At 64.0% G+C, this 14,115-nt stretch carries 14 protein-coding genes; 8 read left to right on the forward strand and 6 right to left on the reverse strand.

All coding sequences use genetic code 11. The features are described from left to right. Positions 1-4 precede the first annotated feature (4 nt). Complete coding sequence (locus tag EDE08_RS23750; RefSeq protein WP_131871192.1) at positions 5-940, reverse strand: LysR family transcriptional regulator; 936 nt, start codon at positions 938-940, stop codon at positions 5-7. Between the two features lie 107 nt (positions 941-1,047). On the opposite strand from EDE08_RS23750, the gene EDE08_RS23755 reads away from it, so the two are divergent. Together EDE08_RS23755 and EDE08_RS23760 are read left to right on the forward strand one after the other, a co-directional pair. After that, positions 1,048-1,461, forward strand: a complete 414-nt coding sequence (locus tag EDE08_RS23755) for a hypothetical protein (RefSeq protein ID WP_131871191.1) — start codon at positions 1,048-1,050, stop codon at positions 1,459-1,461. 545 nt (positions 1,462-2,006) lie between these two features. After that, positions 2,007-2,273 (forward strand): hypothetical protein, encoded by a 267-nt coding sequence (locus EDE08_RS23760; RefSeq protein WP_131871190.1) that lies wholly within the window; start codon positions 2,007-2,009, stop codon positions 2,271-2,273. A gap of 129 nt (positions 2,274-2,402) precedes the next feature. Here EDE08_RS23760 and EDE08_RS23765 read toward each other — a convergent pair whose 3' ends face one another. Continuing rightward, positions 2,403-3,770, reverse strand: coding sequence for a hypothetical protein (locus tag EDE08_RS23765; RefSeq protein WP_165936135.1), 1,368 nt, complete (start codon positions 3,768-3,770; stop codon positions 2,403-2,405). 280 nt (positions 3,771-4,050) lie between these two features. On the opposite strand from EDE08_RS23765, the gene cysE reads away from it, so the two are divergent. Both cysE and EDE08_RS23775 read left to right on the forward strand, forming a co-directional pair. Then, positions 4,051-4,875: a serine O-acetyltransferase gene (gene cysE / locus EDE08_RS23770; protein ID WP_028180886.1), complete on the forward strand. Its 825-nt coding sequence runs from the start codon at positions 4,051-4,053 to the stop codon at positions 4,873-4,875. 135 nt (positions 4,876-5,010) lie between these two features. Continuing rightward, positions 5,011-5,229: a DUF3126 family protein gene (locus EDE08_RS23775; RefSeq protein WP_007602550.1), complete on the forward strand. Its 219-nt coding sequence runs from the start codon at positions 5,011-5,013 to the stop codon at positions 5,227-5,229. A gap of 26 nt (positions 5,230-5,255) precedes the next feature. Here the strand turns inward: EDE08_RS23775 and EDE08_RS23780 are convergent, their stop codons facing one another. From EDE08_RS23780 to EDE08_RS23790, 3 genes are read right to left on the reverse strand one after another with little or no spacing between them, the layout of a single operon-like run. After that, the gene (locus EDE08_RS23780) at positions 5,256-6,572 is read right to left on the reverse strand and encodes an FAD-dependent oxidoreductase (RefSeq protein WP_131871189.1); all 1,317 of its coding nucleotides are present in this window, start codon (positions 6,570-6,572) and stop codon (positions 5,256-5,258) included. Then, entirely contained in the window at positions 6,569-6,874 is a 306-nt protein-coding gene (locus EDE08_RS23785) for a ferredoxin family protein (protein ID WP_131871188.1), read from the reverse strand. The genes EDE08_RS23780 and EDE08_RS23785 overlap by 4 nt, the downstream gene beginning before the upstream one ends. 2 nt (positions 6,875-6,876) lie before the next feature. Then, complete coding sequence (locus EDE08_RS23790; RefSeq protein WP_131871187.1) at positions 6,877-9,003, reverse strand: molybdopterin-containing oxidoreductase family protein; 2,127 nt, start codon at positions 9,001-9,003, stop codon at positions 6,877-6,879. 240 nt (positions 9,004-9,243) lie between these two features. Here EDE08_RS23790 and EDE08_RS23795 point away from each other — a divergent pair, with 240 nt between their 5' ends. Next, a complete protein-coding gene (locus EDE08_RS23795; protein ID WP_131871186.1) occupies positions 9,244-10,098 on the forward strand; it encodes an AraC family transcriptional regulator in 855 nt (284 codons plus the stop codon). 315 nt (positions 10,099-10,413) lie between these two features. Here EDE08_RS23795 and EDE08_RS23800 read toward each other — a convergent pair whose 3' ends face one another. Further along, entirely contained in the window at positions 10,414-11,121 is a 708-nt protein-coding gene (locus tag EDE08_RS23800) for a hypothetical protein (protein ID WP_131871185.1), read from the reverse strand. Between the two features lie 221 nt (positions 11,122-11,342). Between EDE08_RS23800 and EDE08_RS23805 the strand changes: the two genes are divergently transcribed. From EDE08_RS23805 to EDE08_RS38885, 3 genes are all read left to right on the forward strand, one after another. Then, positions 11,343-11,672, forward strand: coding sequence for a DUF6949 family protein (locus EDE08_RS23805; RefSeq protein WP_131871184.1), 330 nt, complete (start codon positions 11,343-11,345; stop codon positions 11,670-11,672). A gap of 85 nt (positions 11,673-11,757) precedes the next feature. Further along, complete coding sequence (locus EDE08_RS23810) at positions 11,758-12,288, forward strand: gamma carbonic anhydrase family protein (RefSeq protein WP_131871183.1); 531 nt, start codon at positions 11,758-11,760, stop codon at positions 12,286-12,288. A 118-nt stretch (positions 12,289-12,406) separates the two neighbouring features. After that, positions 12,407-14,101 carry a PAS-domain containing protein gene (locus tag EDE08_RS38885; RefSeq protein ID WP_131871182.1) on the forward strand — a complete coding sequence of 565 codons (1,695 nt, stop codon included), beginning with the start codon at positions 12,407-12,409 and terminating at the stop codon, positions 14,099-14,101. Positions 14,102-14,115 lie beyond the last annotated feature (14 nt).

A 14,115-nucleotide genomic window follows, 5' to 3' on the forward strand; every position in this document is an offset into this window, starting at 1 on the left:
CGCTTCACACCGCCTTGCCGCTGAACGCGGCGGGAAGCGTGCTGAGGAACGACATGACGCGCTGTGTCCGCAGGGGCGGGCGGCGGCCTGAGGTGCGCAGCATCCAGAGCGGTTCCCCAGGCGCGCGCCAGGGCGCCAGCACCTCGACCAGCCGGCCGGCGCGCAGGTCTTCATGGACGAGCCACGCTGGCCCCCAGCCGATCCCGAACCCGTTCGCGACCAAAGCCAGCGAAGCATGCGCGTCGTCGCAAATGTGCTTGGGCTTGGGCGTGACGCGAATGGGTCCTTTGCCGCGCGGGTCGGCGAAGCGCCAGGTCAGGATCTGACCGTTCGCGGGATTGCGGAAGCCGACGTGGTCGTGCGCGAAAAGCTCGTACGGAGTCGCCGGCGCGCCGCGCGCCTTCAGATAGGCAGGCGAGGCGCAGGCGATCCAGGAGAACGTGCAAAGCCGCCGCGCCTGATGGCCGGGCGCGCGGTCGAGGGGCCCCGAGCGGATTGCGATGTCGACGCCTTCCGCCGCGAGATCGAGAATCTCGTTGCGGAATTTGACCTCGATCTCGATCTCCGGCCGTTCCCGCAGGAACGCGGGCAGTCGCGGCAGGATGCAGGCGCGCGCGAACGAGGCGGGGGCCGTCACGCGCACCCGTCCGCCATCCTCGCGCACGACGTCGCCGAGCGCGGATTGGACGCGGGCGAGACTTTCGACCAACGCGCGTCCCGCCGTCATCAGCCTGTCGCCCTCTGCGGTGAGCGCCAACGAATGGGTGGAGCGATGCAACAGCCGCAATCCGTGCGCCTGTTCGAAGCGGGCGACCGCCTTGGACATCGCCGAGGTGGTCGTCCCCGCCCGCCGCGCGGCCTCGGCGAAGGAGCCGGCCTCGACGACGCGGACGAAGGCGAGCAGGCGCGAGAGATCGGGAGGCAAGGTTGTTGTGGACATGGAGTCCACATAGTCATGGCTCTGCGGTCACTACAAGGGCCATTCCCGAACGGCTAATTAGGAAGCGTCAGCGCGCATTCTGCGGCGCTCGAAACCCGGGAAATCCCATGAATTCCATCGAAATCACCCTGCAAGCCCTCGACGCCGCCGAGCGGGCGATCCCGTCCGGCCAGCCGATCTACATGCTCAATCTGCTGCGCTACCGCGCGCAGGCGCGTTACGAGGACGGATTCGACGCCGCGCCCTGCTCAGGCCGCGAAGCCTTCAATGAACGCTACAGGCCGGCATTCCGGCGTCTGGCCGCCGGTAAGCCGCTCGTGCGGGTGTTTTCCGTTCCGGTCCTGGCGAACATCGTCGGCGCGCCAGGCGAACGCTGGGACGAAGCGGCGATCAATGAATACGGCGATTTCGCCACCTTCCGTTCGATCGTGGAAAACGAGACCTACCGGTGCGAGGTCGCTCCGCACCGGCACGCGGCGCTCGAAGAGTTCCGGCTGTTCGCGCTCGCCAAGGACATGTGAACGCATTGAGGCGAGCACGCGTAGGATGGGTTGAGCTCTTGCGAAACCCATGATGCTTCGTCAGCGGCGAACGGATTGATGGGTTTCGCTGGCGCTCTACCCATCCTACAGCCGTAACCTGATCAGGGTCAGCCGGACAGCAGCGATTCAATAAATCTCGATCCGCTCCTCTCAGGCGTGAGTAACGATGCTGCAATCTCGGAGGGTAATCTCGGCATTGGCTTCGGGAAATGAGCAATTGACGAAAATGCATCTTTCGAACGTCATAGGTTTGCTGCCGATTGCGCAATGTAGAAAGGTGGCCCCCACCCATTTCGATTGGAAAAGATCGATAAAGCGGCGGTTGTAGGTTTGAGTATTAAGCATCTGCTTTCGCCCTTCTACTGTATGTCTAATAATCTGTGTTCGACTTCGGCAAAGTTGCGGCGGAGAATTCGCTTATCCACCGCCATCCACTCCCTCAGGGGAGTATGGGCGGGTTTCGCGCCAAGCCTGTTTCAGTTACAAAGTGGATGGGGACATGCGCCAACGGCGAGGATCACATCATGGATTACTCAGCATTTGATAGTTTCTTGAACGTAGACACTTGGCATACCGGTCATCACTACGACCTTCAACGCTTCTACCAGGCTTTGCATCGGGTGATTTCAAATCCCGAGTTCGATCCTGAGGCAATGGGCCAATACATGCGCCACAAAAAGAATGTCGCTCCTTCCGATCACGAGAGCGCGTTCCCGGTACATATTCGCGATTTGGTCCAGAATGCATGGGCTGTAAAGGAGTATCTGAAGGCGAACGGCTCGTCGGATTAGCTCGTAGGATAGGTTGAGCCTTTTGCGAAACCCATCATGCTTCGTCATCGGTGGAGGGTCGATGGGGGCACCTACGCTCTGCCCACCGAGTTTCGCCATCGTGGATGGATTGATGGGTTTCGCAAGGGCTCAACACATCCTACGAGTTTTGCCATCCTCCCCAAACCGCCGCGCCACCGCCATCAGCACCACAAACGTTGCAACCCACACCATCCGCGCGCCGTAGCGGTCGTGGGGCCCTGAGATCACGCCGCAAATGAAGGCGTTGCCGAGCAAGGCCAGCGTCACCGTCGCGGCCAGCAGCGTCAGGTCGTCCAGCTGGCGCTTCGCCAGCGCATGTGCGAGCAGCCAAACCAGCCCCAGCATCGAGGCCAGCGCGACGGGGACATGCAGCCAGTTGACGTAAACGAAATCGATGTCCCAGTGCTGCTGTCGCGCCGCCCGCATCGGCGCGACCTGCGCGGGGATGTAGCGCTCGATGATGCCGTAGGTGTGCGGAATCCAGCCATTGGTGCCTTCGCCGGTCGCCACATGCAGCAATTGCTGGCCCATCGCGCGGAGCGCCGCGCCGGCCTGCCAGGCCGGATAGTCCTTGAGCGAATGCACGACGATGTAACCCATCTCGTCATTCATGCCTTCGAAGCGGCCGAGCGTGTTGAACATGCTCTTGCCCCACAGGAATTCGTCGGCGCTCGCCGGCAGCTCGTTGCGATAGGGGCAGAGCTTGTAGCGTTCGCGCGGGCAATGATCGTTGAGATAGCGCGCAACGATGCCATCCTGCAGCATGCGGCCGAAGGCGACGCCATAGCCGCCGGGCGTCCAGGCCAACTTGCCGGACAATGCATAATTCGCCGATACCAGCATCAGGCCACCCGCAACGATGGTGAGGCTCGCCTGTGTCAATCCGGCAAGCGGAAGCCGCTTGCCCACGAACGGCCGCGCCATCCAGCCCGCGGCGCAGAGACCGAGCAGCACGCCGAGCGTCGCGCTGTGGGTCGCGGCCGCAAAGGCAGTGAAGGCGAACAGCGCGATCTTTTCGAGCCGCGACGTGCGCTGTCCTCCGATGACCAGCAGGAACAGCGACAGCACCGAAAGTCCTGCAAAGATATCGGTGAGCAGCAGGCTTGCAAGCCAGGGCAGCGCGGTCGACAGGATCAGGCCAAGGCTGATCGCGACGAAGCGGAAGGTCTGCATCATCGAGAGCAGACGCAGCGTGAGCTGCAGCAGCCACAGCGTCGCCAGCGACTGGACGGCGAGATTGATCCAGAAGCCGAAACTCTCGCCATAGTGCAGATAGAGACCGAACACCGTGGAGCGGCTGGGGACGAGATAGCCCTCGTACCAGCGCGCCAGATAGCCGCCGGTATCCCATTGCAACAGCGGATAGCCGTTCCAGAACGCCGGCGCGATCATCAGGAGAGGCAGGGCCGCCGCCGCGAGCCGAAGCCACAACGTATCAGCGGCGCGTGTACGCAATGGTTCGGTGGTGATGGTCAAATCGGTTCCGTGCCCCTCGTTCGGACCTCGCCTGCAATAGCGGCTCGGAGAGAATTCACCAATAGTTTGATGCCGCCCCGCTTGAATTTGGCAGAACTCTGACCACTTTGAGCCGACCTTGCCGCTTGGGGGCATCGGAAGAAATGCTTGTGTTTCAAAGCCTTGAGGCATCCTCGCGGGGCAAGGGGCTGTTCACTCCTGAGGCAAGCCCGTCAGGACTTTGTCGCCTGGACTGTGCTATACAGCCGGTAAAAGAGGCCAATTCGAGAGAGCAAATCGCATGGCAGTGCATCAGGTCAATCCGGGAGGAAAGCTCGCATCGCTCGATCCGATCTGGGATCGGATCCGGGGCGAGGCGGAGGACATCGTCCACCGCGAGCCAGAGCTTGCGACCTTCATCTATTCGACGGTGCTGCACCACAGCCGCCTCGAAGATTCCGTGGTCCATCGCGTCGCCGACCGCCTCGATCATTCCGCGCTGTCGGGCGATCTGGTGCGCCAGACCTTTGACGAAGCGCTGCGTGACGATCCCGATCTCGGCAACGCCTTCCGGGCCGATCTCGTCGCCGTCTACGATCGCGATCCCGCGACCTCGCGCTTCATCGATCCCTTGCTCTACTTCAAGGGCTTCCACGCCATCCAGACCCATCGCCTCGCGCACTGGCTCTATCTGAAGGGCCGCAAGGACTTCGCGTATTATCTGCAGAGCCGCGCTTCCGCGGTGTTCCAGACCGACATCAATCCCGCCGCACGCATCGGCCGCGGCATCTTCCTCGACCACGCCACCGGTTTCGTCTGTGGCGAGACCGCGGTGATCGAGGACGACGTCTCGATCCTGCACGGCGTCACGCTCGGCGGCACCGGCAAGGAGAATGAAGATCGTCATCCGAAGATCCGTCACGGCGTCCTGATCGGCGCCGGCGCGAAGATCCTCGGCAACATCGAGATCGGTCACTGCGCGCGCATCGCCGCGGGTTCTGTCGTGGTCAAGCCGGTGCCGCACAACGTCACGGTCGCAGGCGTGCCCGCCAAGATCGTCGGCGAAGCCGGCTGCGCCGAGCCTTCGCGCACCATGGATCAGATGATCAACGCCATGGGGCTTTGAGACGGACTTTGATGCTCGCAAAGGGCCGGATTCTCCGGTCCTTGTCGTCCCCAAATTCTTTGGTAATTCATGCTGGCGGTTCGTCGCGTCTCGTCCTAAAACCCCGCCACGTTAGATTTCGATTGGAGACTTGCCGTGGACGTCAAGGAAGTAAGGAAGCTCGACGCGTATCTGAAGCGCGTATTCGGCAATCCCAAGATCCGCGTCGTGCCGCGGCCGAAGAAGGACGATTCCGCCGAAGTCTATATCGGCGAGGAGTTCATCGGCGTGCTCTTCGTCGACGACGAGGATGACGATCGCTCGTTCCAGTTCCAGATGGCGATCCTCGAGGACGATCTCGTCGATCAGGAGTAGTGCAGGCGCACTGCCGTGCCTCGGAGTCACGCATCCATCGCGGCGAGCATGTCGGGAATCGTGACAAACTTCTCCCGGGGCTTGCCCAGCGCGGCTCCCCTGCGTTTCTCGGCCGCGTCGATCGTGGCCCAATCCGGATAGCTCACGATGCGTGCGACGCGGCCGGTCAGGCGCGCGAGCAGTGCATCAGGCGTATCCGAGCGCGGCCGTCGATGGGTGATATCCGCCAGGACGGCCTCTGCGGTGGCAATCCCGCAGCCGCGATTGGTGCCGATCGTGCCGTTCGGCCCGCGCTTGCTCCATCCGCAGACATAGAGGCCCTCGATCACCGAACCATCGGCTGCGACACGCCCGCCGACGTTCGCATGCACACCGCGATGCGCGTCATAGGGAACCCCGGCCACCGGCGTGGTCTTCCGGCCGACGCTGCTGAGCGAGAGGCCGCATGCGATGTCCTCGACAGCGCCCGATTCCTGCTTGAACGCGATGGCCTCCAGGCGGTCTCGTCCTCGGAGCGCGACGGGTGACAGGCGAAATCGAAAAACGCAGCGCCGCGGCTTCGTCACGGCGGCCTGCGAGAACGCGCGCAGCAACGACAATTTTTCCGTCAGCTCCGGATCGCCGGGAGATCGCGGCTCGAATTCATCGGAGCTGACGTTGCGCATGTCGACGCATGTGTCGCATGTGTTGAGTTCGAGAAAGTCACGCAATTCCTTCGCGGTGAATCTGGCCTGCGCCGGTCCGCCGCGGCCGACGACGTGGATTTCGCGGATCCGGCTCTCTGCCAGCACCTCGAGCGCATGGGGCGCGATGTCGGTCCGGCGCAGCTCGTCCGCCGTCTTGGCCAGGATGCGCGCCACGTCGAGAGCGACGTTGCCATGGCCGATGACGATCGCGGTCTCATGATGAAGATCGAACCGCAGATCCGCAAACTGCGGATGTCCGTTGTACCACGCGACGAAATCGCCCGCCGTGTGGCTGCCCGGGAGTGCTTCGCCGGGGATGTCGAGCGCCCGGCTCAGCTCCGCGCCCGTCGCCAGCACGACGGCGTCATAGGCCTCGCGCAGCTCGTCGATCGTGACGTCGTCTCCGATGGTCACGCCGCCGATGAAGCGAAACCCGGGCATTGCGGCGATCCGGTCGAAGGCCGTTGTGACCTGCTTGAGCTTCGGATGGTCGGGAGCCACGCCGAACCGCACCAGCCCGTACGGCACCGGGAGCCGTTCGAACATATCGACCGTCAAGGGCACGCCCGAGCGCAACAGGGCCTCGGTGATGTAGAAGCCGCTCGGTCCGCTGCCGACGACGGCGATGCGGCTTTCGTTTGCGACGGACCCCGTCATCGGCCCAGCGCCCGCCTGCGTTCATCGGCCCCCGGCAGCGCCGGCAGGCGCGCACTGATGACGGGAGTCTCGGTCGCGCGCTTGCGGTTGACGTCGATCCAGTACTTCTTGTCCGCGGCGAGGCGATAGTCCGGCTCGATCGCGCCGACCGGGCAGGCCGGTGCGCAGCCGCCGCAATCGATGCAGTTTTCCGGATCGATATAGGTCATGGCGTCGTCGACATGAAAGCACTCGACCGGACAAACACTGACGCATTCGGTGTATCGGCAGCCGCGGCAATTGTCGGTGACCACATAAGTCATCGTCAGGCTCCGCTGACCTGCACGAGGATGTCGGAGAATGTCGGGGCACGGCCGAGGTCGGCGAAGGCGGGCGGCGTCAGCGCGTGAACCGTGGCACCCTTTCGGTTGGAGCGTTGCCAATAGCCGGACGGAGCCACCACGACGCCCGGCATGACGTCGGCCGAAACGGTCGCGAAGGCCTCGAACGCGCCACGGTCGTTGAACACGCGAATGGGCGCACCCGCGACGATGCCGCGCTGTGCCGCATCGTCCGGGTTGAGGAGTACCGCCTGTTCCTCACCGGCCTGCGCGGTCTGGGCCGGCAGGTTGCCGTAGTTGGAATTCAGGAAGGCGTGGCTTTTCGGCGAGATCAGGCTGAGCGGATAGTGCGTTGCGAGCGCCGGCGCGGTACGCGCGTTCTCGTTCGGCGGAATGTAATGGGGCAGGGGATCGACCGGCGTGGCGTCCTGGTCGCCATTGTAGCCCTGGCGGAACAGCGGCACCACGAAGTTGCCGCCGCCGGCGATCGTCGACTTGAATTCGCACTTTCCGGACGCCGTCGGAAAATTGCCCTCGCGATGCGGCGCCCAGTCGGCGGGCGCCGGCATGTTGAGGCGTGCATAGCCGTTAGCCTTGACGTCGTCGAGCGCGATGCCCGCGAGCACCGGGCTGCTCCAGTCGAGCGAGGCCTCGATGATCTCGTCGTCGCTCCGGAAGAAGGAGGGGTCCGTGATGCCCATTGCATGGGCGAGGCGGCGGAACAGCTCGGTGTTGGAGACGGCTTCGCCGAGCGGCTCGATCGCCTGGTTGTTGTAGGACAGATAGAGATGTCCCCAGGAGAACATGATGTCCTTCTGCTCGAGCTGGGTGGTCGCGGGCAGCACGATGTCGGCGTATTTGGCGGTGTCGGTCAGGAAGTGCTCGCTGACGACGGTGAAGAGATCCTCGCGTTCCAATCCCTTTTCGAGCTTGCCCTGTTCGGTCACCATCGCCATTGGATTGGCGTTGTAGACGAACAGCGCCTTGATCGGCGGATCGAAGCCGAGCTCGCCCGTCAGCGCAGCTCCGAGGCGCCAGGAATTGAGCACGCGCATCTTCACCGGCTGGAGATCGGGACGCATCAGCACGTCCCATCTGACCGGGAACGCCCAGATCGGGAGCTGGAGCAGCCCGCCGCCGACGTGCTTCCAGGCGCCGATCAGTCCCGGAAGACAGGCGATCGCGCGCACGGTCTGACCGCCGCCGGCATGTCGCTCGACCGCGACGCCGATGCGCACGACGGCCGGCGGTGTCGTCGCATATTCCCGCGCCAGCTTGACGATGTCGCTGGCGGGAATGCCGGTTTCCTGCGAGGCGAATTCGGGTGTGTAGCTGGACGCCCGTTCGGCCAGCTCGTCATAGCCCACGGTGTATTTGTCGACATAGTCGCGATCGACCAGATTCTCCTTGATGATGACGTGGATCATCGCGAGCGCCAGCGCAGCGTCGGTGCCGGGACGGATCGGAATATGCCAGTCGGCAAGGCGTGCGGTGCGGGTGCGGACGGGATCGATCACCACGAGCTTGGCACCGGCCTTTTTCGCCTGCTCGATGAACGGCCAGTGATGCGAGTTCGTGCTCAGCGTGTTGCAGGCCCACAGGATGATGTATTTCGAATGCACGAAGCTCTCGGGGTCGACGCCCGGCGTGTGTCCGATCGTCATCATGTAGGCTGTGCAAGAGCCGGAATCGCAGAAGGTGCGCTCCAGGACCGTCGCGCCGAGCTTGTTGAAGAGGGGATCGCCGACGTTCAGCCCGTTGATGACGCCCTGCGTGCCCAGATAGCTGTAGGGCAGGATCGCCTGCGCACCGTGCTCGGCAATGACGGATGTCCAGCGCGAGGCGATGGTCGCGAGCGCTTCCTCCCAGGAGATCCGCTGGAACTGCCTGGTGCCCTTCGGTCCGACGCGTCTAAGCGGATACAGGACGCGCTTGTCGCTGTAGACGCGCTCCTCGTAGTTGTTGACCTTGACGCAAAGCCGTCCGCGCGTGAACGGATGGTCGGGATTGCCGCGGACCGCGATGGCTTTGCCATCCTCGACCGTGGTCAGGATGGAACAGGTGTCCGGGCAATCGTGGGGGCACGCGCCGATGACCGTGGTCCGGGCCATGGATCTCTCCGCTTCCTGATTCAAGACGGCCGAGGATGCGGCGGCCGGGCGCAGTCTGGCTTTTCAAAATGTGCGGTGTTGTTGTCCCGGACTGCTCTCGGCCGGTGGACGCACTGCCGGATCTCTGGCATGGTAATTGCTGGACCCGGCAATACCTTTCTGCCCACACATCGCGTGATCTGGCGGAGATTTCCGATGGGTATGCTTGGCAACTCTGTCGATAAATATGTTACCGGCAGAATGCTTCAGACGTCCAACGACCGGCGGTGGGGGCATCTCCTGGCCGAGCGCTGGAGCCATGAGCCGGGCGATCTTCCCCCGCAACTGCCGCGCGACACCGAAATCGCCGTCCTGCTGCGCGGCAACTCGGTCGTCGACCGGGAAGGCGCGGGCATGCGGCAGCGCACTTTCGGCAGAAGGGGCACCGTGTGGCTCTGTCCGGCCGGCATCCGCGAGGATTTCATCCGCGTCGAGAACCATATGCAGGAATGCCTGCATATCTTTCTTCCCGGACAGCCGTTCGACGACACCATGCTCCGGGATCTCGACATCGATCCGTCGGGAATGTCGATCCGCTACGAGGCCATCGATCAAGACATGTTCATCGAGCATGTCGCCACCCGGATACTCGCCGAGCTCGAACAGGAAACCTCCACCGGCCGCCTTTTGGTCGAAAGCCTGGGACGGGCCCTGTCGGCTCATCTGGTGCACAGCTATGCGGCAACGTCAGTCCGGCTGAAGCACTCCTATGCCGTCCAGAAGCCGCTCGATGCCAGGCGCCTGTCGCGCGTCACGGAATTCATCGACGCATCCGTCGAGCGCGATGTCACGGTGAAGGATCTGGCCTCGGTGGCGTGCATGAGCCCGGCGCATTTCTCCCGCAGCTTCAAGGCCGCGACGGGTAGCGCGCCGCATGAATATGTCAGCCGTCAGCGTCTTGATCTCGCCAAGCGGCTCCTGTCCACCAGCGATCGCCCGCTGGTCGACATCGCCTTTGCCGCGGGATTTTCATCGCAGGCCAATTTCAACCGCGCCTTCCGCAAGGCGGTCGGGACGACGCCGAGCCTGTATCGGGCGCAGAAGGGGCGGGACTGAGCTTGCCGGAACGTCCCGTGCGGTTGCTGAAGGGCGGCTATGGCCGGGGACGGATCTGCGCCATCTGACGGCGCGGGGTTGTCGATCTCCCATGATGCCATCATGCCCCTGTTTTGCCCGACGGGTCAAGTTTGTTTCGAAAAATGCGAAATTTCGGAGCGTGATGTGTCACCACCTCTCTTGAATCGATCACGGCACGACCGTCGGCGCGGCTTCTAAAAATGCGAAGTCGCGCCAAGGGCCTGGCTACTGTGCATGGGGTTGTTTTCGCAGTTCGTGTTGTGAGGGCCCCCACGAAGGGCAGGGCGGCCGCGCTCAGCCCCTCGGCCCGCGCAATTGCGCCGTCAGCCTGTCCATCGCATCCGCCACGTCACGCCACTGCGACAGCCAGCTGCGCGCGAAGCGGAAGGTGAGGTCGGCGCCGCCGACGCGGCGCTCCGAGAGGCACATGCCCGGGGTGGCCGCATCGCGCGTGCAGCGCGCAGTGAGCGCGGGGTTTGCCGCGGAATAGAGATCCTCGCTGCCGTAAGGCGTGTCGGTGCGGAACATCCGCATCGTCAGCCCATCCACGGGAATGGTCGCGGCCTGATCGAGATAGCGCGGATAGATCGTGGCCGTCCGCTGCTCGGGCGAGAGCGCATCGTGATGGGCCGCGATCGACAGGAAGATACGGTCGATCGATTGCACCGCCGCTTCCACCGTGTCGGCCGTGACGTGCTTCGGCGCGCCGGGCGGCTCCAGCGAGGGATAGAGGAAGTCGAGATCGATGCGCTCCTGCGGCCCCGAGTGCCGCTGGATCTTCATGCGGATCGCGGTCACCGGCAGGTTGAACAGCGTGCCGCCGATGCTCACCGGCAGCTTGTCCGGGGCGTTGACGCCCCTGGTGCCCCAGGTCGGCCACAACAAATAGGCGACGAGCGCAACCGCGCATGCCGCGGCAGTGCCGGCGAGCACGATCGGGACGACATGCGCACGGGTGCGCGTGCGGGGGGACCTGAGGGGAGCTGCCGAAAACACCGTCATGAATTGCGCAAGTCGAGCCGGAGGTCGGCCGATGGCCGACGAATCAGCGGCGAATATGCCACGCGAGGGCGGTTTCGCGGAGTATTCGCGGTTGCGGGAGGTGGGGACGGCCCTGCGTGGAGCGGCCGGCCACGTTAACCTTCCCTTAAGGATAATGTAGCGTTAACCGGCACCCTTTGTCACAGGTAGGCTCCGGCGTTGCGTAAATGCGGACTGTTCCGATGACACCCGAAGCTCTCAATACCTTCTTCTCGATCTGCATCGGTTTCGCGCTCGCTGGCGCGCTCGTGAACGGCTACCAGGCGCTCGCGCGGCGGCCCGCCGGCTTCGGGCTGCTGCAGGAGGGCGTGGCGCCGAAGACCTTCGCGGCGGTTCCGTTCCTGGTGTTCGCCGCGCCCTTCATCATCATGCGCAACACGCTGCGCGGCGTGCGGGTGGAAAGCCGCCGCGTGGAATTCGTGATGATGGCGACCGTCATCGCCGCGTTCTGGAGCATGATGAGCGGCACCTTCTTTCTGATGACGCTGCGCGCGGCCGGCATCCTGGTCTGACGCCGCCCGCGCTTTGAGCGCGGCCGGCCCTTTGCGTCGCGGCCGCCGTTTCGCTATGGCTGGGTCAACCCGACAGGAGACCTTGATGGCGATCTACGAGCTCGACGGGCAGGCGCCCGATCTTCCCGCCGACGGCGACTATTTCATCGCGGAGACCGCGACCGTGATCGGCCGCGTGCGCCTGAAGCCCGGTGCGAGCGTCTGGTTCGGCGCCGTGCTGCGCGGCGACAACGAGTGGATCGAGATCGCCGAGGGCGCCAACGTGCAGGACGGCTCGACCTGCCACACCGATCTCGGCTTTCCGCTTCACGTCGGCAGGAACTGTACGGTCGGCCACAATGTCATCCTGCATGGCTGCACCATCGAGGAGGGCGCCCTTGTCGGCATGGGCTCGATCGTGATGAACGGCGCCAGGGTCGGCCGCAACAGCATTGTCGGCGCCGGTTCCGTCATCCCCGAGGGCAAGGAGTTCCCCGAGCGCTCGCTGATCATCGGCTCGCCCGCGCGCGTGATCCGTACGCTCGACGACACGCAGGTGCAGAAGATGGGCAGTGCGGCCAGGTTCTACGTGGCCAACGGACCGCGCTTCAGGAAAGGCTTGAAGCGGATCGGCTGAGATCCGGCGCGGGGGCGCGGCTCCCTTCCGTACCGTAAAAATACCAGCGGCCAGCTTAATCCTCCGCTAGTGCGATCACGCTTATTGTTGGGCGTTTTCAACCAGGAGGAGCGTCGCCATGGCTGCGACGGCGCTGGGATCAGGCTTCGGTGCCGGAACCAAATTATTGAAGAAGTTTGTGAGATTCGCGCGCGGCGCCGACACGCTGACGGTCGCGGAGAAGGTCTACAGCATCGCCGCCTTCCTGGCGATCGTCACCGTCTTCCTGCTGGTGATGTCGGTCCAGTCGGTGCGGTTGCAGACGACCTATCGTCACATGCATGCGTCCTCGGCTGCGGCAGCGATCAACGTCGGACGCATCAATGCGCTGATCTATGCGATCGTCATGGAGTCGCGCGGCATCTACATGACGGCGGATCGTGTCAGGATGAAGCACTTCGCGGACGGCCTGCTGCGGCGCAACCGTGAGCTTGCCGAGGCCGTGAAGAACATGGAGAAGAATGTCGGCAATGATGACGCCGAACTGTTCTCGAGCTTCCGGCAGCGGATCCAGCAGTTCATCGATTTCCGTCAGGAACTCGTGCGCCGCGGAGTGGAGATCGGCTCGGCCGCGGCGCGCGAATGGGGCGACAACGACGCCAACCGCACGGTGCGCAGCAAGCTCAACAGCGATATCGAGGAGCTCGAGCGCATCTACCAGCAGCGTGCCCGCGAGGCGGACGAACTCGCCGACAGCAACCGTTACGCGGCCGCCTATCTGTTCGTGCTCGGACTCGCGGCCTTGATGCTGGCGGCGCTCAACGTCGTGGTCATGCGCAGCTCGGTCGTCGGTGCCCTGTCCGAAATCACGCACGCGACCGACCGGATCGCACGGGGGGACGTCAAGAGCCAGGTGCCGCATCTCTCCCGTCACGACGAGATCGGTCATCTTGCGCGCGCGGTGCAGAATTTCCGCGACGCGGTGGCGCGCATCTTCGAGCTCGAGGAGCTCGAGCTCGGGACCGCGCAGGCGCGGGACGCGGCCATGACCGAGCGCGACAAGTTCAACGACAAATACCAGGCCAAGAAGTGGCAGCTTTCGGCCGCGATCAACAGCATGCCGCAGGGATTGATCATGCTCGACGGCAAGGCCAACGTGGTCGCGATGAACGCCAACTACCGGAAGATCTACAATCTGCCGGAGACGATCCAGACCGGGTCGAGCCTCGAGGAGATCCTCCGGCACAGGGTCGACAGCGGATTGTTCAGCGGCGACGTCACGAAATACGTCGCGGCGGTTCTGGACCGGATCGCCAAGCGCCAGCCAGCGGCCTCCGAGATCGCCTTGAACGACGGCCGCATCATCAAGATCTACGAGCGCCCGATGGACGGCGGCGGCTGGGTGTCAGTGCAGGAGGACGTCACGGAACAGCGCCAGCGCGAACGCATTCTCGAGCGGATGGAGCGCTTCCTCGCCACCATCATCGAGAACGTGGCTGAGGGCATCATCGCCAAGGATGCGCGCAATCTGCGCTACGTCTTCGTCAACAAGGCCGCCGAGAAGATGATCGGCATGTCGCGCGGCGAGATCATCGGCAAGACGGCGCGGGAGTTGTTCTCCGCCGAGGCTGCCGAACTGATCGAGCGGCGCGACCAGCAGTTGCTCGCACAGAGGCAGCAGCTCGAGCCGATCATCGATACGATCGATAATCCCGTCCGCGGGCGCCGCGTCATCTGCGCCCGCCGCATCCAGGTGGGGGGCACCGGTGAGGAGTCCCACATGTTCGTGACCATGGTCGAGGATCGGACCGAGCGGCCAGCGGCGGCGGCATAGCGGCCGGGGTTCGC

Origin of the sequence: Bradyrhizobium sp. R2.2-H (genome assembly GCF_004346455.1) — a bacterium.
GTDB lineage: Bacteria > Pseudomonadota > Alphaproteobacteria > Rhizobiales > Xanthobacteraceae > Bradyrhizobium > Bradyrhizobium diversitatis.